We start from the raw sequence: 17,290 nt of genomic DNA, 5'->3' as shown, positions 1-17,290 counted from the left end.
CTCAATCAGATACGCATACGTCTCACGCAGTAGACTCCCGCCATGGATGTGGTCAGTGATGCGATCTCGGCGGCGCGGGTCGGACAGCCCGCCTCCAACCGGGTCAGGGTGTCCGGCTCCTGGTGCAGCAGGATCCCCTCGTACGACGGAATGGGCTTCCGCGTGCTCCTGGAGGGGAGTTGCTGGCTGCTGCCCGACGACGGCAGCGCACCGTTCATGCTCGCGGCGGGCGACGTGGTGCTGCTGCCGCGCGGCACCGGGCACATCCTCGCGGACTCCCCCGCGGACGGCCCCACCGTGGAGCGCGCGGTCCCCTTCGACCTCTGGCTGGACTCGCACGCCCTGCCGGTGACGCACGACGGACCGACCACACTCGCCCCGGCACTCCCCGATTCCCCCGACTCCCCCAACTCCCCCGGTTCCGCCGTCGAGATGCTCTGCGGCAAGTACCACCTGGACCGCGGCCACGCCCACCCACTGCTCGACGAGATCCCCGACATCGTCCACCTGCCCCGCCGGGCGGGCCGCCACCCCGAGCTACAGGCCGCGATCGACCTGCTCGGCAGGGAGGCGGGCGCGGCACGCTGCGGCGCGGACGTCGCCGTGCCCAGCCTCCTGGACCTGCTCCTGGTCTACATGGTGCGCGCCTGGCTCGCGGAGTCCCTGGCCGACGACCACTGCACGGCCCGCTGGCCCACCGCGCTCGGCGACCCGGTGGTCGCCAAGGCCCTGCGCTTCCTGCACGAGGCGCCCGAAGCGCCGTGGAGCAACGAGGAGCTGGCGTCCCGCACCGGCGTCTCCCGCGCCACCCTCGCCCGCCGCTTCACCTCACTGGTGGGCCGCGCCCCCATGGCGTATCTGACCTGGTGGCGCATGTCCCGCGCGGCCACACTGCTGCGCGACTCGACGGCGTCCCTGGACACGGTGGCCCGCCAGGTCGGTTACAGCTCCCCCTACGCCCTCTCCCACGCCTTCACCCGCACGTTCGGCACGACACCGGGCCGGTACCGGACCGCCTCCCCCGACAAGCACACTTTCGTCGGCGCCCCCTAGCCGGAAGACGGACGCCCGCCCCACCCCCGGCTCCATACCGTCCAGACATGACGGTCGAGATCACTGCGCACAACCCGGCGACGCCCGCCCCGCCCCCCGGCGCCCGGGCCCTCGCCCCGGACCTGGCCCGGGGCCTGATGCTGCTGCTCATCGTGCTGTCCAACACCGCCTTCCACCTCTGGAAGGCGGAGCACGGGCCCTCCGGATGGCAGCCCGTGGACGGCGGAGCGCTCGACCACGCCGTGCAGTTCACGATGATCACCACCCTCGACATGCGGGTGTACCCGCTCTTCGCGTTCCTCTTCGGGTACGGGATGACGCAGCTCTTCCTGCGCCGCACCGCCGCGGGAGCCTCCGCGCGCGACACCGTCGCCGTCCTGCGGCGACGCAGCCTCTGCCTGGTCGTCATCGGGCTCGCGCACGCCACCCTCCTCATGGCGGGCGACATCGTCGGCTACTACGGGCTGCTGAGCCTCGCCCTCGGCTGGCTCTTCCTGCGGCGCGGCGACCGGGCGCTGAAGTGGTGGATCGGGATCGGTGCCGCGCTGCTGCTCTTCGGGGCCCTCCAGCCCGTCGTGTCCGCCTGGCTGAACGGCGAGCTGGGGTCGCTCGGGGACGCCGGGGCCGAGCCCGGCGCGGACGCCTATGCGGCGGACGACCCGAGCTGGCTGAGCTCCGCGGGCACGCGTGCCGAGAGCGGGCTCTTCGTCACCTTCCTCGCCGCACCGCTCTCCCTCGTCGGCGGCGGGTTCACCATCTTCCTGCTCGGGTTCTGGGCCGCGCGCCGCCGGATCCTGGAGGAGCCGGGCCGCCACCTCCCGCTGCTGCGCCGCACGGCCGTCATCGGCATCGCGATCGGCTGGCTCGGGGCGCTGCCCGCGGCCCTCGCGCACATCGGCGCCCTCGACGTACCGGACGACGCGCAGAGCGAGTCCGGGGCGCTCGGCCTGCTGCGCGACATCACCGGGAACGCCGCCGGCCTCGGCTACGTCGCCGCGATCGCGCTGTTCGCGCACTGGTGGGTGCGGCGCCCGGCCCGGCGCGGCACGCGGGCGGTCACCGCACTCTCCGCCGTCGGCAAGCGCTCCCTCTCCTGCTACCTCACCCACTCCCTCCTCTTCGCCCCGATCCTCGCCGCCTGGGGCCTCGGCCTCGGCGCGCACCTGACCAGCGCGACGATGGCACTCGTCGCGGCCGCGGTGTGGCTGGTGACGGTGGCGGGGGCGTACGCGCTGGAGCGGGCGGGGCGGCGGGGGCCGGTCGAGGTGGTGCTGCGGCGCGTGATGTACGGGAAGTGAGGTGTCGGAGGGTGGCCTCACGCCGCCCTGGTCAGGCGGTTCGCGAGCGTCGACATCGTGTACGTGCCGATGCCCAGGACGACTTCGAGGGCGTTGCGTTCGGTGTGGCCGTGGGCGAGGAAGTCCTTGATGTCGTCGTCGGGCACGCCGCCCGCCGTCGCGAGGACGGCGAGGGTGAAGCGGCGGACCGCTTCCAGGCGTTCGTCGTCCAGCGGGCGCTGCTCGCGCAGGGCGCTCACCAGCTCCGTCCCCGCGCCCAGCTTGCGCAGCTTGCCGGTGTGCAGGGTGACGCAGAGGTGGCAGTCGTTGCGGACGGCGACGGTCATGACGACGACCTCGCGGGCGACGGGGTCGAGGGTCGTCCGGTCGAAGGCGGCGGTCATCTCCAGGAAGCCGTTGAGGAGTTCGGGCGACTCGGCGAGCCGCGCCACCGCGTCCGGCACCTGCCCGAAGGCGGCGGCGGTGCGCTCCATCGCGGCGCGCGAGGCGGGCGGTGCGGTGTCCAGTGTGTGCTCGGCAAACATCGGTACCCCCTGCGGACCCGCGCCGTCGTGCGGCGGCGCACTCCGGCCCTAAAATGGACAACATGGTTGACGACAAAAAGGTAAACCAGGTTGACGATACTGGCAAGGGATACGAGCTCCCCCTGCTCCTCTTCGCCGGTTTCCGCACCCTCATCGACCGCCTGCACGCCGAACTCGCCCGCCAAGGCCACCCCGACGTCCGCCCCGCCCACGGGTTCGCCATGCAGGCCATCGGGTCGAACGGCGCCACCGCAAGCGAGGTCGGGCGCCGCCTCGGCGTCTCCAAGCAGGCCGCGGGCAAGACGGTCGACCGCCTGATCGCCCTCGGCTACGCGGCCCGCACCGACGACCCCGCCGACGCCCGCCGCAAACTCGTCCGCCTCACCCCGCACGGCATCGACGCGCTCCGCCGCTCGGCGGCGATCTTCGACGAGCTGCGGGCGGAGTGGGCGCGGCGGATCGGCGTACGACAGCTGACGGCCATGGAGGACGACCTGCGCGCGGTCGTCCCGCAGGAGGCGTTCCGGCTGGACGCGGCGGGCTGGCTGGGCGGCTCGTGACGGCCCCGGCCCACAGAAACCCCCTTGCCTAGAGTCCACTTCACCCCCTTGGCTTGATCCCCATGAAGTACACGCAGCTGGGACGCACAGGGCTCAAGGTCAGCCGGCTCACGCTCGGCACCATGAACTTCGGGCCGCTCACCAACGAACCCGACAGCCACACGCTCATGGACGCCGCGCTCGACGCGGGCCTCAACTTCTTCGACACCGCCAACACGTACGGGCAGAGCGTGGGCAGGGGCCGCACCGAGGAGATCCTCGGCACCTGGTTCACGCAGGGCGGCGGCCGCCGCGACAAGGTGGTGCTCGCCACCAAGGTGTACGGGAGCATGGCCCCACACGGGGAGGAGGCCTGGCCCAACCACGACCGGCTCTCCGCGCTCAGCATCCGCCGTGCCGTCGAGGCGAGCCTCAAGCGGCTGCAGACCGACCACATCGACCTCTACCAGTTCCACCACATCGACCGGCAGACGCCGTTCGAGGAGATCTGGCAGGCCGTCGACGTCCTGGTGCAGCAGGGCAAGATCCTCTACGCGGGGTCGTCCAACTTCCCCGGCTACAAGATCGCCCAGGCCAACGAGACCGCGCGGCGCCTCGGCAGCTACGGCCTCGTCAGCGAGCAGTGCCTCTACAACCTCGCCGCCCGCGACGCCGAGATGGAGGTCATCCCGGCCGCGCAGGACTACGGCCTCGGCGTCATCCCGTGGTCGCCGCTGCACGGCGGCCTGCTCGGCGGTGTGCTGAAGAAGGAGGGCGAGGGCTCGCGCCGCACCGGCGGCCGCGCCGCCGTGGAGCTCGCGAAGCCGGAGGTCCGCGCGCAGGTCCAGGCGTACGAGGACCTGCTCGACAAGCACGGTCTGGAGCCCGGCGAGGTCGCGCTGGCCTGGCTGCTGTCCCGGCCCGGCATCACCGGGCCGATCGTCGGCCCGCGCACGGCGGGGCAGCTCGAATCCGCACTGCGCGCGGTCGAGCTCGAACTGTCCGGAGAGGTCCTCGACGCCCTGGACGAGATCTTCCCCGGCCCCGGCCCGTCGCCGGAGTCCTTCGCCTGGTGATCCCCTGAGGGAGGTGTGCGGGGCGGTCCGCGTCGGCTAATTGCCGAACGCGGCCGCCAGCGCCACCACGACGAACATCAGCACGAGCACACCGGCCATGATCCGGTTTCTGGTCTTCGGGTCCACACCGTCGAGGTTAACCGGCGCCGCCCGGCACCCGGACGCCGCCTCCCAGTACCCAGCGCCCGACCGCCTCGTACCGCGGCCGCTCCCCCGGCACCCCGCTGCGCGGCAGATTGCTGCGTACGAGCGTCAGCTCGCCCACCGTCCACGCGGTGCCCTCGAAGGCGGCGAGCGCGTCGACGTACGGGCCGAGACCCGTCTCGCCGCCACCGCGCGCCAGCGTCAGGTGGGGGCGGTAGTGCCGGTGCTCCTCCATCGTCACGCCCGCCTTGCGCGCCGCCGCGTCCGCCCGCTGCGCGAGGAGCCGCAGTGCCTGGACGTCGCCCGTGGCGCCCGCCCACAGCGCCCGCTCCCCGAAGTGTCCGCCGCCGCGCAGGGCGAGGGAGAACGGCGGCGTGCGGTGCGCGGCGCGCTCCAGGCGTGCGGCGAGGTCCGGCACCGTCGCCTCGTCGACCTCGGCCATGAAGGCGAGGGTGAAGTGCCAGCTGTCGCGGGCCGTCCAGCGGAGCGCGTCGGCGCCGGGCAGGGCCTGCAACGCACCTGCCGCGGCGGCCAGTTCGGAGGTCGCGGAGTCCGGCGGGAGGACCGCGGCGAAGAGTCTCATGGGGGTGACGCTAGCCTCCCTGCATGAATCACTCCGAACCCATGAGGACCACTGAGCCCATAGACATCAGGCCGGGCGGGGCCGACGACATCCCCGCGGTCATCGCGCTCTTCGACGGGGCCGTGGAGTGGCTCGTCGCCCGCGGCCGCACCGGGCAGTGGGGCACCAAGCCCTGGTCGGCCAACCCGAAGGCCGTCGCGATGGTCGAGAAGTACCTGACGACGGGCCAGCCGTGGATCGCGGAGATCGGCGGCGAGGTCGCGGGGACCCTGACGCTGACGGACGGGCCCGGCGGCGACATCATCCCGGCGGCCGACGAACCCGAGCGGTACGTCCACCTGCTCGCCGCCGACCACCGCCGCCACGCGGGCCGCGGCGTGGGCCGCACCCTCCTCGCGCACGCCGTCGAGGAGACCCGCAGACAGGGTGTCGGGCTGCTGCGGGTCGACTGCTACCGGAGCGAGGACCGGGCGCTCGTCGCGTACTACGAGAGCAACGGCTTCACCGCCACGGAGCCCTTCACGGGCCCGGACGGCAGCTGGCCCGGCCAGGTACTCGCACAGCGAGTCTGACCGGGCCGGGCACAGGGCGCAGGGCACAGGGCGCGGCAGCACACCGCGCGGCCTCACGCCGCGGCGGCCAGCTCCCGCTCCCGCGGCACGAACTGCACGTGCTGACGGCCGCGGCGGAGATCCACCTTCAGCCGCAGGTTCGCCGCACGTGCCAGCATCAGGCCGACACCGGCCGCGGCGAGTGCGCAGACCAGACCGCCGACGGCCATGCTGATCCGGACGCCGTAGGCATCGGCGAGCCAGCCGAAGAGCGGGCCGCCGAGCGGCGTGCCGCCGGTGAAGACCATCATGAACAGCGACATGACACGGCCCCGCATCTCCGGGTCCGTGGCCATCTGGACCGAGGAGTTGGCGGTGACGTTCACCGTCAGGCCGAGGATGCCGATCGGCACGATCAGCGCGACGAACATCCACAGCTCGGGCGCGAACGCCGCCACGACCTGCAGCACGCCGAAGGCGATGGCCGCCCCGGCGAGGAGCCGCAGGCGCGAGGTGCCGCGGCGGGCCGCAAGCAGCGCACCGGCCAGTGAGCCGATCGCCATCAGGGTGTTGAACAGCCCGTACATCCCCACGCCGCCGTGGAAGATGTCGTCCGCGAAGGCGCTCAGCCAGATCGGGAAGTTGAAGCCGAAGGTGCCGATGAAGCCGACGAGGACGATCGGCCAGATCAGCTCGGGGTTCTTCGACACATAGGTGAGGCCCTCCCTCAGCTGCCCCTTGCCGCGCGGCTTGCGCGGGGTGTGGTGCAGCTCGGCGGTGCGCATCAGCATGAGGCCGGTGAGCGGCGCGAGGAAGGACAGGCCGTTGGCGAGGAACGCCCAGCCGGGTCCGACGGCGGCGGTCAGCGCGCTCGCCACGGCGGGGCCGATGAGGCGCGCGGACTGGAAGTTGGCGGAGTTCAGCGAGACGGCGTTGCGGACCTGGTCGGGTCCCACCATCTCGGACACGAACGACTGCCGCGTCGGGTTGTCGACGACGGTGACGAGGCCGGTGAAGAAGGCTGCGAAGTAGACGTGCCAGACCTGGACGTGCCCGCTGAGCGTCAGTGCCGCGAGGAAGAGCCCGCTGAGGCTCATCGCGCCCTGGGTGAGGAAGAGCAGGTTGCGCTTGGCGAACCGGTCGGCGATCACGCCGCCGTACAGGCCGAAGAGCAGCATCGGCAGGAACTGCATGGCCGTGGTGATACCGACGGCCGCGGAGGATCCGGTGAGGCTCAGCACCAGCCAGTCCTGGGTGATGCGGGCCATCCAGGTGCCGGTGTTCGAGACGACCGCGCCGGTCGCGAAGAGCCGGTAGTTGCGGATCTTCAGCGAGCTGAACATCGAGGTCTTGTGGGGGCGGACGGTTGAGTCGAGGGCGGTTGGTGCGGGGGCGGAGTCTGCTCCGGATCCCGTACTCAAAGTGGGTTCGCCTCCTTGGCGTACGTACGGCTCCCGCCGCCGGGCGGCGGGAGTGCCCGCGGGGTGCCGCGGGACTACAGGTGCGCGAGCTTTTCCAGCACGGGAGCGGCGGCGCGGAGCCGCGCCCACTCGTCCTCGTCGAGGTCCTGGGCCAGACCGGCGAGCCAGGCGTTCCGCTTGCGGCGGCTCTCTTCGAGCATGGCCTCGGCGGTCTCGGTCTGGGTCACCACCTTCTGGCGGCGGTCCTCGGGGTGCGGCTCGAGCCGGACAAGACCCTTGGCTTCGAGCAGGGCCACGATGCGGGTCATCGACGGCGGCTGCACGTGCTCCTTGCGGGCGAGCTCGCCCGGGGTGGCGGAGCCGCAGCGGGCGAGGGTGCCGAGCACCGACATTTCGGTGGGGCTCAGCGACTCGTCGACACGCTGGTGCTTGAGTCGACGGGACAGGCGCATCACAGCGGAGCGCAGGGCGTTCACGGCGACGGCATCGTCACCATGGGAGAGGTCCGGCATGTTTGTTAGCGTAACTCATTACCCAAGCTAAGGACCACTCGGATTCCCTGATGGGCGACACCGAACCATTTCGTCACCCGAATGAGTGAGGTGACTCCGGAAAGTGACGCACCGGCCGCGGGGGGCCGTGGACCCTGTCAGGCATGGGATCGCCAGTGCTCAGCCTGCGCATAGACGGTGAGCTGCTCGACCGGCTCCGACAGCACGCGGCCAAAAGAGGAATGAGCGTCCAGGACTATGTGGTCCGGACGCTCATTCGGGACGACTTCGACGAGCGCTTCAAGGCGTCCGTCGAGGAGACAGAGAAGTTCTACGGGGCGGCTTGAGCGCCCCGTCGGCGGCTGAACCGCGGCGGAGCCTCAGGTGAGGTTCAGCGCAGGCATCAGGTAGTAGAAGGCGAACACCGCCGACACCGCGTACATCGCGACCGGCACCTCGCGCCCGCGCCCCGCCGCGAGCCGCAGCACCGTGAAGGTGATGAAGCCCATGCCGATGCCGTTCGTGATCGAGTACGTGAACGGCATCATCAGCATCGTGACGAACGCGGGGATCGCGATCGTGTAGTCCGCCCAGTCGATCTGCCCGATGGACCCGGACAGGATCAGGAAGCCGACCGCGAGCAGCGCGGGCGTGGCGGCCTGGGACGGGACCATCGTGGCGATCGGCGTGAGGAAGAGCGCGACGGCGAAGAGCCCGCCGGTGACGACGTTCGCGAAGCCCGTGCGGGCGCCCTCGCCGACGCCCGCCGTGGACTCCACGAAGCAGGTGGTGGCGGAGGCGGACGAGGCGCCACCGGCGGCGACGGCGATGCCGTCGACGAAGAGCACCTTGTTGATGCCGGGCATGTTGCCGTTGGCGTCCGTCAGCTTCGCCTCGTCGCCGATGCCCATGATCGTGCCCATCGCGTCGAAGAAGCACGAGAGCAGCACGGTGAAGACGAAGAGGACGCCGGTCAGTACGCCGACCTTCTCGAAGCCGCCGAACAGGCTGATCTCGCCGACGAGCCCGAAGTCCGGCGTCGAGACGGGGTTGCCGGGCCACTCGGGGCTGGTCAGGCCCCAGGAGGCGCTGTCGAGCCCGGCGGCGGCGTGGATGATCATCGCGACGACCGTCATGACGACGATGCTGAGCAGGATCGCGCCCGGCACCTTGCGTACGAGGAGCGCGAGGGTGAGCAGCACGCCGAGCACGAAGACGAGGACGGGCCAGCCGTTGAGGTGGCCGTCGCCGCCGAGCTGCAGCGGGACGGTGGTGTGCGCGGCGTCCGGGATGCGCGAGACGAAACCGGCGTCGACGAGGCCGATCAGCATGATGAAGAGGCCGATGCCGATCGCGATGCCCTTGCGCAGGCCCAGCGGCACGGCGCTCATCACGCGCTCCCGCAGTCCGGTCGCGACCAGCAGCATCACCACGAAGCCCGCGAGGACGACCATGCCCATCGCGTCGGGCCAGGACATCCGGGGCGCGAGCTGGAGGGCGACGACGGTGTTCACGCCGAGCCCCGCGGCGAGCGCGATCGGGACGTTGCCGATGACGCCCATGAGGAGCGTGGTGAAGGCCGCGGTCAGCACGGTCGCGGTGACCAGCTGCTTGTTGTCGAGCTGGTGCCCGTACATGTCCTTCGCGCTGCCCAGGATGATCGGGTTCAGCACGACGATGTAGGCCATCGCGAAGAAGGTGGCGAAACCGCCGCGGACTTCCCTGGCCAGGGTCGAGCCGCGCTCCGAGATCTTGAAGAACGCGTCGAGGCCGTTCAGCGGGGCTTTCGGCGGCTCTTTACGGGCATCGACCGGGGCGCTGGCCGAGGAAGACATGGAAAACCTCATGACCTGTGAATGAAGAAGGTGACGAGCCGAGTTTCGCGAACTTGTACCTTCATACGAAAGCAATCGGCCATTAACGAGCGGTTTCAGTATGAATACATGAAGCAGAAATCGCTATCTCCGCGCGTAGACCCCTGCGGAGCAACGGGCGTACGGGCGCCGGGCAACGGGTGTACGAGCCGCCGACCCCGCCTCGTAAGCTGTACCCATGGCGAAGTGGACCCCCAAGCACGAGGCGCCGGAGCCCCTGGAGGGCCCCGTGGTCTCCACCATCACAGGTGGCACGATCCTCTGGTTCGTCCTCTTCCTGGTCCAGCTGCCGTTCTACGGCTGGTTCGACGACCGCGACGCGACCTGGTGGGTGTGGACCTGCCTGGCCGGTGCGGGTCTCGGCCTCATCGGGATCTGGTACGTACGCAAGCGCGACGCCGCGATCAAGAGGTCGAAGGTCACTTCCGGGGATCCCCAGCCGCAGTAGTCCGTACAACCACGGGACGGTGCACGTCCTACCCTGGTCGGATCTTTGGGGCATTCAAGGGGTGAAGCCGCAGGACCGCCCTTACCGTCGAATGCATGACGCATATCGACGCGGGCGCCGAGCTCGACCCGGTCCACCCGGTGCCACCCCCCAACGGGCGGGCCACCGGCCTGACCACCGCCGAGGTGGCCGAGCGAGTCGCACGCGGCGAGGTCAACGACGTACCGGTCCGCAGCTCACGCTCCCTGAGCGAGATCGTCCGGGCCAACGTCTTCACGCGCTTCAACGCGATCATCGGCGTGCTCTGGGTGATCATGCTGTTCGTCGCGCCGATACAGGACAGCCTCTTCGGCTTCGTCATCGTCGCCAACACCGGCATCGGCATCATCCAGGAGTGGCGCGCCAAGAAGACGCTGGACAGCCTCGCCGTCATCGGCGAGGCCAAACCCACCGTGCGGCGCGACGGGCAGGCCGCCGAGATCTCCACCTCCGAGATCGTCCTCGGCGACCTCGTCGAAGTGGGCCCCGGCGACAAGATCCCGGTGGACGGCGAGGCCGTCGAGACCGACAGCCTGGAGGTCGACGAGTCGCTCCTGACCGGTGAGGCCGACCCCGTCATCAAGAAGCCCGGCGACGCGATGATGTCGGGCTCGTTCGTGGTCGCGGGCGGCGGCGCCTTCACCGCCACCAAGGTCGGCCGCGAGGCGTATGCCGCGCAGCTCGCCGAGGAGGCCAGCCGCTTCACCCTCGTCCACTCCGAGCTGCGCACCGGCATCTCCACGATCCTCAAGTACGTGACGTGGCTGATGATCCCGACCTCCATCGGTCTGGTCATCTCCCAGCTCGTCGTCAAGGACGACAACTTCAAGGAGTCCATCGCGTACACGGTGGGCGGGATCGTCCCCATGATCCCGGAGGGGCTCGTCCTCCTCACCTCCGTGGCCTTCGCGATCGGCGTGATCCGGCTCGGCCGCAAACAGTGCCTCGTCCAGGAACTCCCCGCCATCGAGGGCCTCGCCCGCGTCGACACGGTCTGCCTCGACAAGACCGGCACCCTCACCGAGGGCGGCATGGACGTCACCGAGCTGCGCCCGCTTGGCGGCGCCGACGAGACGTACGTGCGCAAGGTCCTCGGCGCCCTCGGCGAGTCCGACCCCCGGCCGAACGCCTCGCTCCAGGCGATCATCGACGCCTACCCCGACAGCGAGGAGTGGCGCTGCACGGAGTCGCTGCCCTTCTCCTCCGCCCGCAAGTACAGCGGCGCCTCCTTCGGCGAGGGTGACGGCGCCACGTCGACGTGGCTGCTCGGCGCCCCCGACGTGCTCCTGCCCGACGGCGATCCGTCGCTCGCCGAGATCGAGGACCTCAACCGGCAGGGCCTGCGCGTCCTGCTCCTCGCCCGCGCGGCCGTCGACCTCGACGACCCCGCCGTGGCGTCCGGGGCGAAGGCCACCGCCCTGGTCGTCCTGGAACAGCGACTGCGGCCCGACGCCGCCGACACCCTGCGCTACTTCGAGGAGCAGGACGTCGCCGCCAAGGTCATCTCCGGCGACAACGCCGTCTCGGTGAGCGCCGTCGCGGGCAAACTCGGCCTGCCGGGCGCGGAGAACACCGTGGACGCGCGCCGACTGCCCACCGAGCAGGACGAGATGGCGCAGGCCCTCGACGACAACTCCGTCTTCGGCCGCGTCACCCCGCAGCAGAAGCGCGACATGGTGGGCGCCCTCCAGTCACGCGGCCACACGGTCGCGATGACGGGCGACGGCGTGAACGACGTACTGGCCCTCAAGGACGCCGACATCGGCGTCTCGATGGGCTCCGGCTCCGAGGCGACCCGGGCGGTCGCCCAGATCGTGCTCCTCAACAACAGCTTCGCGACGCTGCCCTCCGTCGTCGCCGAGGGCCGCCGCGTCATCGGCAACATCACGCGCGTCGCCACGCTGTTCCTGGTGAAGACCGTCTACTCGGTGATCATCGCGCTGCTCGTCGTCTGCTCGCAGGTCGAGTACATCTTCCTGCCCCGCCACCTGACGCTGCTCTCCACGCTCACCATCGGCGTCCCCGCCTTCTTCCTCGCGCTCGCCCCCAACAAGGAGCGCGCGAAACCGCACTTCGTCCGCAGGGTCATGCGGTACGCGATCCCGGGCGGCGTCGTCGCGGGTGTCGCCACGTTCGTGACGTACCTCCTGGCCCGGCACCACTACGACGGCGCGGGCGCGCGGGAAGCCGAGACCAGCGCGGCGACCCTGGCGCTGTTCCTGATCGCCATGTGGGTCCTCGCCATCATCGCCCGCCCCTACACGTGGTGGCGGATCGGCCTCATCGGCGCGATGGGTCTCGGCTTCCTGTTCGTGCTGACCGTGCCCTGGCTCCAGGACTTCTTCCAGCTGAAGCTGGTGGGCACGACGATGCCGTGGGCGGCGGTCGCCATCGCGGCGGTGGCCTCACTCGTGATCGAGGTCATCTACCGGTGGGTGGACCGCCGCTTCCCGGCGTAGGGGTCGGTCCGGGGCTGCCGCGGTCCTAGCGGACGTCGACGAAGTCGCTCGTCGACGTCACGGCCGGGGTCGTGGACGTACCGGCGAAGACGTAACGGAAGTAGCCGTCGGCGGAGGCCTTCACCGTGGTCTTCAGGTTGCCCTTGGTGTCGGACTTGACCGTCTTGAGCGTCGTGTAGCTGCTGGCGCCCTTCTTCTTGTACTGCAGCTGCACGGACTGCTTGGTGTAGCCCGCGTACTTCAGGGTGTCCCAGTTGGCGCGGGTGAGGGCGCCGGTGACCGTGAGGGTCTTGCCCTTCTTGATGGGCTCCGGGGAGGCGTTGGTGGTGAGGCGGGCGGCGCGCTGGATGCGGGCGTCCGCCTTGAGGTACTCCTCGCGGTGCTTGTCGCCGTTGTTGTTCACCGCGGTGGCGAACACGTTCCACTTGGTGGCGTGGGCGTTGCGGAGGTCCTGCGGGTAGGCGATGACCGTGTCGGTGCAGGTCGTCGTGGTGGCGTTCACTTCCACGCACTTGGGGTCGAAGACGATGGGCTTGATGACCTCGGTGGACGTGTTGAAGTCCGGGCCGAACCACAGGAAGCCGCTGATGCCTCGCACGCCCGCCGGGTCGGTGGCGGTGATGGAGAGCTTGAACTCCTTCCTCGCGGTGGTGCCGATCACGACGTCCTTGCCGCCGTTGACGCTCGCCTTCGTGATCTTGATGTCAGCCGGGGCGTCAGCGGCCTGGGCGGCCGGGACGGCGAGTGCGGAAAGGGCCAGGGTGCCGGACAGTGCGGCCACGGTGGCACGGATGCGCATGTGTTTCCCCAGGTGGAGAAGGGGACCCGCGGAGCGTGACGCGGTCACGCGGGTCCCAAGTGATCTAGGAGTCTGTTGACTCGGAAGATCAGACATTCGACAGGGGTGGCTGGTTGTACGCGATGTGAAGAACATATGACCACGGCACATCAGCCAACCCCGCTCCCTCCCCCGGAAGGAGGGCCACCCCTCAGTCGAACCAGCGGTCCCGCGCCAGCTCCTCGGTCCGCGACGGGTCCTCCAGGAGCGCCGCCACCTCGAAGCGCCGCGGCCACTGCCCCGCCGCCCAGGCGAGCCCGGCCGCGACGCCCTCCAGGGTCGCCGCGTGCACCGTGCCGTCCGGCGTACGGCGCCAGTCCAGCTCCACGCCGCCCGCGACCAGTTCGTCGTACTCGACGTACGTCTCCGGGGTCGCCGACCCGAGCAGGATCCGCACCGACTCCGGCACCGCGTGCTCGACGCCCTCCCCCGCGGGCTCCACGGCCGCCGTCTCGCTCAGCCGCCGCACCTGGAACAGCTCCGCCAGATCCGCCGCCCTGCGCGGCTGCACCGGCAGCAGCGCCACACCACCGGCCAGCGGCAGCAGATCGGGGGCGTCCGCGACCACCGCGTCCGCCGCGTCGACCACCACGACCTCACCGTCCACCACCGCGCGCAGCTCGTCCGGGAGCGTCACCTGATCCGGGTCGAGATCGGCCAGCGCCCCGTACAGCGCATGCAACTGCGCCGCGGAAACGGTCCTCTCCGGGTCCGCGAGGCGGTCGAGCAGCTCGGCCGCGCCGCCCGGCTCCTCCAGCAGTGCGCCGAGGGAGGTCCGCACCCCCAGCGCCCGCAGTACCTGCTCGTCCCCAAAACCGGACGCGTCCGCCGCGTCGTACAGACCGACAAGGAGCGGATCACCGCCCTCCGCCCGCAGCCCGGCGGGACGGCGGCCGTCGAGCACCGGGTGCCCGCGCAGCCACCACGCCGTGTACGAACGGACCGTCTCCGTCGTCCCGTCCGGCAGCAGCACCCGCAACGGCTGCGTCAGCGCGTCCCGCAACGGCGGACGCGACAGCATCGCCAGCGCCTGCGGCCAGCAGTCGTCGTCGACCAGGTCGAGATCCCGCACGGCGACGATCTCGGTCGCCACCGGCGGCACCGGGGTGTCGGGCAGCCGGTCGAGCACGTCCTCGCACCACACGTCCACGGCATCGAGCAGACCCGCGTCGTCCGGCTCGGGGAAGTCGCCCTCGCGGGGCTCCAGTTCATCGGGGTCGAGAACGACGTCGGTGGTGCGTACGAGAGCGAAGGTGGCGAGCACACCGCATGCGGCGAGCGGCTGCTCACCCCAGCGGTCGGCCAGCTCCTGGTCCGTGAGCGCGAGTTCGTCGTCCCGCATGACCTGCGCGAAGTCGCTGCCGGGCAGCACGAGCTCACCGGCCGGGGCGAGCTCGCCGTCCTCGTCGGGCAGCGCGAGCGCGGCCAGCCACGGCTCGTCGCCCGGCGCGAGGTTCGCGTCCCGTACGAGAGCGAGCACGACGTCCGCCAACTCCTCGGCGTCCAGCGCATCCTCGTCCCACGTGTCGTCGTCGAGCGACGCGGCGACGGCGGCACGGACCTGCGGCGTGGTGAGGACGGCGCGGGGCGTGGCGGGCAGCGCGCCGAGCTTCTCCAGCAGCGGGTGGGCGGCATCCGGGTGGGCGATCTTCAGCCCGAGGCGGGCGAGGGAGGCGGGGTCGACGGCGCGGCCGGGCCCGTCGGCGGGGGTGGGGAGCAGGACCTGGCGGGGGCCGATGGTGGTGCGCGCGGCGCGCCCGCCGGAACCTACCCCGCTCTCGCGGTCCGGACCCTCATGACCCAAGCCCTCTTGGCCCAAGCCCTCTTGGCCCGGGTCTTCACGAACCATGTCCTCATAACCCGGCGAAGGCGTCGGCCCGCCCGCCAGCGGCACCGGCAGCCCCGAGAGGCGGTCCGGGTCGACCCCGGCCAGCGTGTCGTACAGCCGCCGCCACCAGCCGGGCATCCGCTCCAGACCCGCGAGCCGGTCCACCGCCTCCGTCAGCGCGATCCGCGCCACGCCCAGCGTGCGCAGCTCGGCGCGGCGCTCCAGGCCCGCGGGCAGCAGACAGGGCAGCACCTCGGCGAGGACACGGACCGTGTCGGCACCCGCGCCCTCCACGACCTCCGCGTCGCGGGGCCGCAGCGCCTCCGGCAGTTCGTCCTCGTCGTCCTTGGCGCGGGGCAGCGCGGGCGGCAGGAAGGCGGTACGGGGCAGCCGGTCCAGGATGCCCTGCCGCAGCGCGCCGTCCAGCTCGCTCTTGCCGAGCGGCCCCGGCACGAGGGAGATGATCCCCTCGGTGACCGGCCGCCAGTCGGCGAGCAGTTCGACGTACGCGTCCGCGGCCCGCTCCACCAGGAAGTCGGTCAACGGCCCCGGGGCGGCATGCCGCCGCGCGGTGTCCAGCGGGAACGAGGCGATGAGCAACGCCGGTACGCCCAGCGGCTCGTCGCTCGGCGTCGGCGCGTGCACGACGGGGCTGGTGCGCGGCCGCTCCGGAGCGCCGTCGCGGCCCGTGGGCACGGCCCAGGTGACCGACCAGTGCGGGCGCAGCCGCTCCTCGACGGGCCGGTCCTTCAGGAGGTCGGCAGCGAGCGGTCCCTGCCTGCTGACGGTACGCCAGCGGGTGGTGCCGTCGCGGCTGTCCTCGATCACGGTGTACGGGGCCTCGGTACGGCGACGCAGCGTGCGCGTGGTCCCGTCCGGGGTCCGGATGCTGACCTCCGCAAGCCCCGGCAGGGCGAGGAGCAGCGCGTCGTCGACCCCGTCGAGCAGCCGGGCGACCAGGTCCTCCGCGGCGGCGTCGCGCAGCGGCAGGATGACGACCGTGTCGTAGCCGTCGGGGGCGGTGCCCTCGGCGGCGAAGGGGAGGCGGAGCAGCGGCACGTGGCCGTCCCGCCGCCGTACCTCGTCCCCGAGGCCCGGGCTGAACCTGGCGGTCTCCGCGGCCAGTTCCCGCGCCTCGGACAGCGACCAGCGGACGCCGCCGGTGCGGCCGACGACCGCGGGCTCGTCGGAGACGGCGAGCACGGCGGCGAAGCCGACGCCGAAGCGGCCCACGGCGTCGGTGGCCGTGGCCGTGCTGCTCGGCTCCCGCTTCGCGGAGGCGCGGAGGGTGGAGAGGGACTCGACCCCGGTGGCGTCGAGCGGAGCACCGCTGTTGGCCGCGGCGAGGACTCCGCCGTGCAGCGTCAACGCCAGTCGGCCCGGAACGCCCGCGCGGGCGGCGGCGTCCGAGGCGTTCTGGGCGAGCTCCACGACGAGGCGGTCGCGGTAGCCGCCGAGGGCGAGGTCTTCCTCGGCGTTGGCGTCCTCGCGGAAACGGGACGGGGCCGCCGCCCATGCGTCGAGTACTCCGCGGCGGAGGCGGGCGGTGCCGAAGGGATCCGTACCCTCGGCCGCCGGCCGCACGGTCTTGCTCACGGTCGACTGTCTCCTCTGGGGGTGGGCAGGTGGCGACGTGCCTTGTGCCTTGCGGGCGAACGGTATCGCGCCCTCTCCTTGAGGGAGGCCATCGTCTCCGCTCCGCGGCGGGGGCGGGGGTGCGGCGCCCTGCTTCGCCGCTCCGCGGCGGGGCCAGAGTGGACTCCCCGCACCTAGGCAGTCGGGGCGCTACGCCGCTCCGCGGCTTGGACGGGACTTCCCTCCACCAGCACCGCCAAGTCCCCCTGCTACGCCGCTCCGCGGCGATTCCCCCACCCACCCGCCCGTTTACCCCGCACCGTCAGGTGAACGTGCAGCACTCCGCCGCTCCGCGGCGGGGCGAGAGTGGACTCCCCGCACCAAGGCAGTCGGGGCGCTACGCCGCTCCGCGGCTTGGACGGGACTTCCCTCCACCAGCACCGCCAAGTCCCCCTGCTACGCCGCTCCGCGGCGATTCCCCCACCCACCCGCCCGTTCACCCCGCACCACCGAGTGAACGTGCAGCACTCCGCCGCTCCGCGGCGGGGC

The 17,290-nt window shown here is 71.5% G+C and carries 15 protein-coding genes; 8 read left to right on the top strand and 7 right to left on the bottom strand.

All coding sequences use genetic code 11. The features are described 5' to 3' along the window. Positions 1-42 precede the first annotated feature (42 nt). Together ABZV77_RS41110 and ABZV77_RS41105 are read left to right on the top strand one after the other, a co-directional pair. Positions 43-1,053: an AraC family transcriptional regulator gene (locus ABZV77_RS41110; RefSeq protein ID WP_356268234.1), complete on the top strand. Its 1,011-nt coding sequence runs from the start codon at positions 43-45 to the stop codon at positions 1,051-1,053. Positions 1,054-1,100: 47 nt separating this feature from the next. Continuing rightward, positions 1,101-2,351 carry a DUF418 domain-containing protein gene (locus tag ABZV77_RS41105; protein ID WP_356268232.1) on the top strand — a complete coding sequence of 417 codons (1,251 nt, stop codon included), beginning with the start codon at positions 1,101-1,103 and terminating at the stop codon, positions 2,349-2,351. A 17-nt stretch (positions 2,352-2,368) separates the two neighbouring features. Here the strand turns inward: ABZV77_RS41105 and ABZV77_RS41100 are convergent, their stop codons facing one another. Beyond that, entirely contained in the window at positions 2,369-2,875 is a 507-nt protein-coding gene (locus ABZV77_RS41100; RefSeq protein ID WP_356268230.1) for a carboxymuconolactone decarboxylase family protein, read from the bottom strand. Positions 2,876-2,928: 53 nt separating this feature from the next. Between ABZV77_RS41100 and ABZV77_RS41095 the strand changes: the two genes are divergently transcribed. Continuing rightward, positions 2,929-3,435 carry a MarR family transcriptional regulator gene (locus ABZV77_RS41095; RefSeq protein WP_356268228.1) on the top strand — a complete coding sequence of 169 codons (507 nt, stop codon included), beginning with the start codon at positions 2,929-2,931 and terminating at the stop codon, positions 3,433-3,435. 62 nt (positions 3,436-3,497) lie between these two features. Next, positions 3,498-4,490: an aldo/keto reductase gene (locus ABZV77_RS41090; RefSeq protein ID WP_356268226.1), complete on the top strand. Its 993-nt coding sequence runs from the start codon at positions 3,498-3,500 to the stop codon at positions 4,488-4,490. A gap of 136 nt (positions 4,491-4,626) precedes the next feature. On the opposite strand, the gene thpR is transcribed toward ABZV77_RS41090, so the two are convergent. Beyond that, a complete protein-coding gene (gene thpR / locus ABZV77_RS41085) occupies positions 4,627-5,217 on the bottom strand; it encodes an RNA 2',3'-cyclic phosphodiesterase (protein WP_356268224.1) in 591 nt (196 codons plus the stop codon). A 41-nt stretch (positions 5,218-5,258) separates the two neighbouring features. On the opposite strand from thpR, the gene ABZV77_RS41080 reads away from it, so the two are divergent. Next, a complete protein-coding gene (locus tag ABZV77_RS41080) occupies positions 5,259-5,789 on the top strand; it encodes a GNAT family N-acetyltransferase (protein WP_356268309.1) in 531 nt (176 codons plus the stop codon). 53 nt (positions 5,790-5,842) lie between these two features. On the opposite strand, the gene ABZV77_RS41075 is transcribed toward ABZV77_RS41080, so the two are convergent. Together ABZV77_RS41075 and ABZV77_RS41070 are read right to left on the bottom strand one after the other, a co-directional pair. Further along, entirely contained in the window at positions 5,843-7,189 is a 1,347-nt protein-coding gene (locus ABZV77_RS41075; protein WP_356268222.1) for an MFS transporter, read from the bottom strand. A gap of 74 nt (positions 7,190-7,263) precedes the next feature. After that, on the bottom strand, positions 7,264-7,701 hold the full coding sequence (locus ABZV77_RS41070; protein ID WP_055568427.1) for a MarR family transcriptional regulator: 438 nt from the start codon (positions 7,699-7,701) through the stop codon (positions 7,264-7,266). A 143-nt stretch (positions 7,702-7,844) separates the two neighbouring features. On the opposite strand from ABZV77_RS41070, the gene ABZV77_RS41065 reads away from it, so the two are divergent. Continuing rightward, entirely contained in the window at positions 7,845-8,027 is a 183-nt protein-coding gene (locus ABZV77_RS41065) for a ribbon-helix-helix protein, CopG family (RefSeq protein ID WP_079075028.1), read from the top strand. A gap of 33 nt (positions 8,028-8,060) precedes the next feature. Here the strand turns inward: ABZV77_RS41065 and ABZV77_RS41060 are convergent, their stop codons facing one another. Continuing rightward, positions 8,061-9,515, bottom strand: coding sequence for an NCS2 family permease (locus ABZV77_RS41060; RefSeq protein WP_356268220.1), 1,455 nt, complete (start codon positions 9,513-9,515; stop codon positions 8,061-8,063). A 217-nt stretch (positions 9,516-9,732) separates the two neighbouring features. Between ABZV77_RS41060 and ABZV77_RS41055 the strand changes: the two genes are divergently transcribed. Then, positions 9,733-10,002 (top strand): DUF2530 domain-containing protein, encoded by a 270-nt coding sequence (locus ABZV77_RS41055; RefSeq protein WP_356268218.1) that lies wholly within the window; start codon positions 9,733-9,735, stop codon positions 10,000-10,002. Between the two features lie 95 nt (positions 10,003-10,097). Next, positions 10,098-12,500, top strand: coding sequence for a cation-translocating P-type ATPase (locus tag ABZV77_RS41050; RefSeq protein WP_356268216.1), 2,403 nt, complete (start codon positions 10,098-10,100; stop codon positions 12,498-12,500). 25 nt (positions 12,501-12,525) lie between these two features. Here the strand turns inward: ABZV77_RS41050 and ABZV77_RS41045 are convergent, their stop codons facing one another. Both ABZV77_RS41045 and ABZV77_RS41040 read right to left on the bottom strand, forming a co-directional pair. Beyond that, positions 12,526-13,299 carry a calcium-binding protein gene (locus tag ABZV77_RS41045; protein ID WP_356268215.1) on the bottom strand — a complete coding sequence of 258 codons (774 nt, stop codon included), beginning with the start codon at positions 13,297-13,299 and terminating at the stop codon, positions 12,526-12,528. Positions 13,300-13,489: 190 nt separating this feature from the next. Next, positions 13,490-16,762, bottom strand: a complete 3,273-nt coding sequence (locus ABZV77_RS41040; RefSeq protein ID WP_356268213.1) for a molecular chaperone Hsp90 — start codon at positions 16,760-16,762, stop codon at positions 13,490-13,492. Between the last annotated feature and the right edge of the window lie 528 nt (positions 16,763-17,290).

Source organism: Streptomyces sp. NPDC004732, from assembly GCF_040609235.1.
In the GTDB taxonomy this organism is placed as follows: Bacteria; Actinomycetota; Actinomycetes; order Streptomycetales; family Streptomycetaceae; genus Streptomyces.
This window is presented reverse-complemented; position numbering and strand designations above follow the sequence as displayed.

What these genes read in the sequence shown, in the direction of transcription:
- ABZV77_RS41110 (WP_356268234.1), top strand. Translation starts at nt 43, where the DNA reads ATGGATGTGGTCAGTGATGCGATCTCGGCGGCGCGGGTCGGACAGCCC.
- ABZV77_RS41105 (WP_356268232.1), top strand. Translation starts at nt 1,101, where the DNA reads ATGACGGTCGAGATCACTGCGCACAACCCGGCGACGCCCGCCCCGCCC.
- ABZV77_RS41100 (WP_356268230.1), bottom strand. Translation starts at nt 2,875, where the DNA reads ATGTTTGCCGAGCACACACTGGACACCGCACCGCCCGCCTCGCGCGCC.
- ABZV77_RS41095 (WP_356268228.1), top strand. Translation starts at nt 2,929, where the DNA reads ATGGACAACATGGTTGACGACAAAAAGGTAAACCAGGTTGACGATACT.
- ABZV77_RS41090 (WP_356268226.1), top strand. Translation starts at nt 3,498, where the DNA reads ATGAAGTACACGCAGCTGGGACGCACAGGGCTCAAGGTCAGCCGGCTC.
- thpR (WP_356268224.1), bottom strand. Translation starts at nt 5,217, where the DNA reads ATGAGACTCTTCGCCGCGGTCCTCCCGCCGGACTCCGCGACCTCCGAA.
- ABZV77_RS41080 (WP_356268309.1), top strand. Translation starts at nt 5,259, where the DNA reads ATGAGGACCACTGAGCCCATAGACATCAGGCCGGGCGGGGCCGACGAC.
- ABZV77_RS41070 (WP_055568427.1), bottom strand. Translation starts at nt 7,701, where the DNA reads ATGCCGGACCTCTCCCATGGTGACGATGCCGTCGCCGTGAACGCCCTG.
- ABZV77_RS41065 (WP_079075028.1), top strand. Translation starts at nt 7,845, where the DNA reads ATGGGATCGCCAGTGCTCAGCCTGCGCATAGACGGTGAGCTGCTCGAC.
- ABZV77_RS41060 (WP_356268220.1), bottom strand. Translation starts at nt 9,515, where the DNA reads ATGTCTTCCTCGGCCAGCGCCCCGGTCGATGCCCGTAAAGAGCCGCCG.
- ABZV77_RS41055 (WP_356268218.1), top strand. Translation starts at nt 9,733, where the DNA reads ATGGCGAAGTGGACCCCCAAGCACGAGGCGCCGGAGCCCCTGGAGGGC.
- ABZV77_RS41050 (WP_356268216.1), top strand. Translation starts at nt 10,098, where the DNA reads ATGACGCATATCGACGCGGGCGCCGAGCTCGACCCGGTCCACCCGGTG.
- ABZV77_RS41045 (WP_356268215.1), bottom strand. Translation starts at nt 13,299, where the DNA reads ATGCGCATCCGTGCCACCGTGGCCGCACTGTCCGGCACCCTGGCCCTT.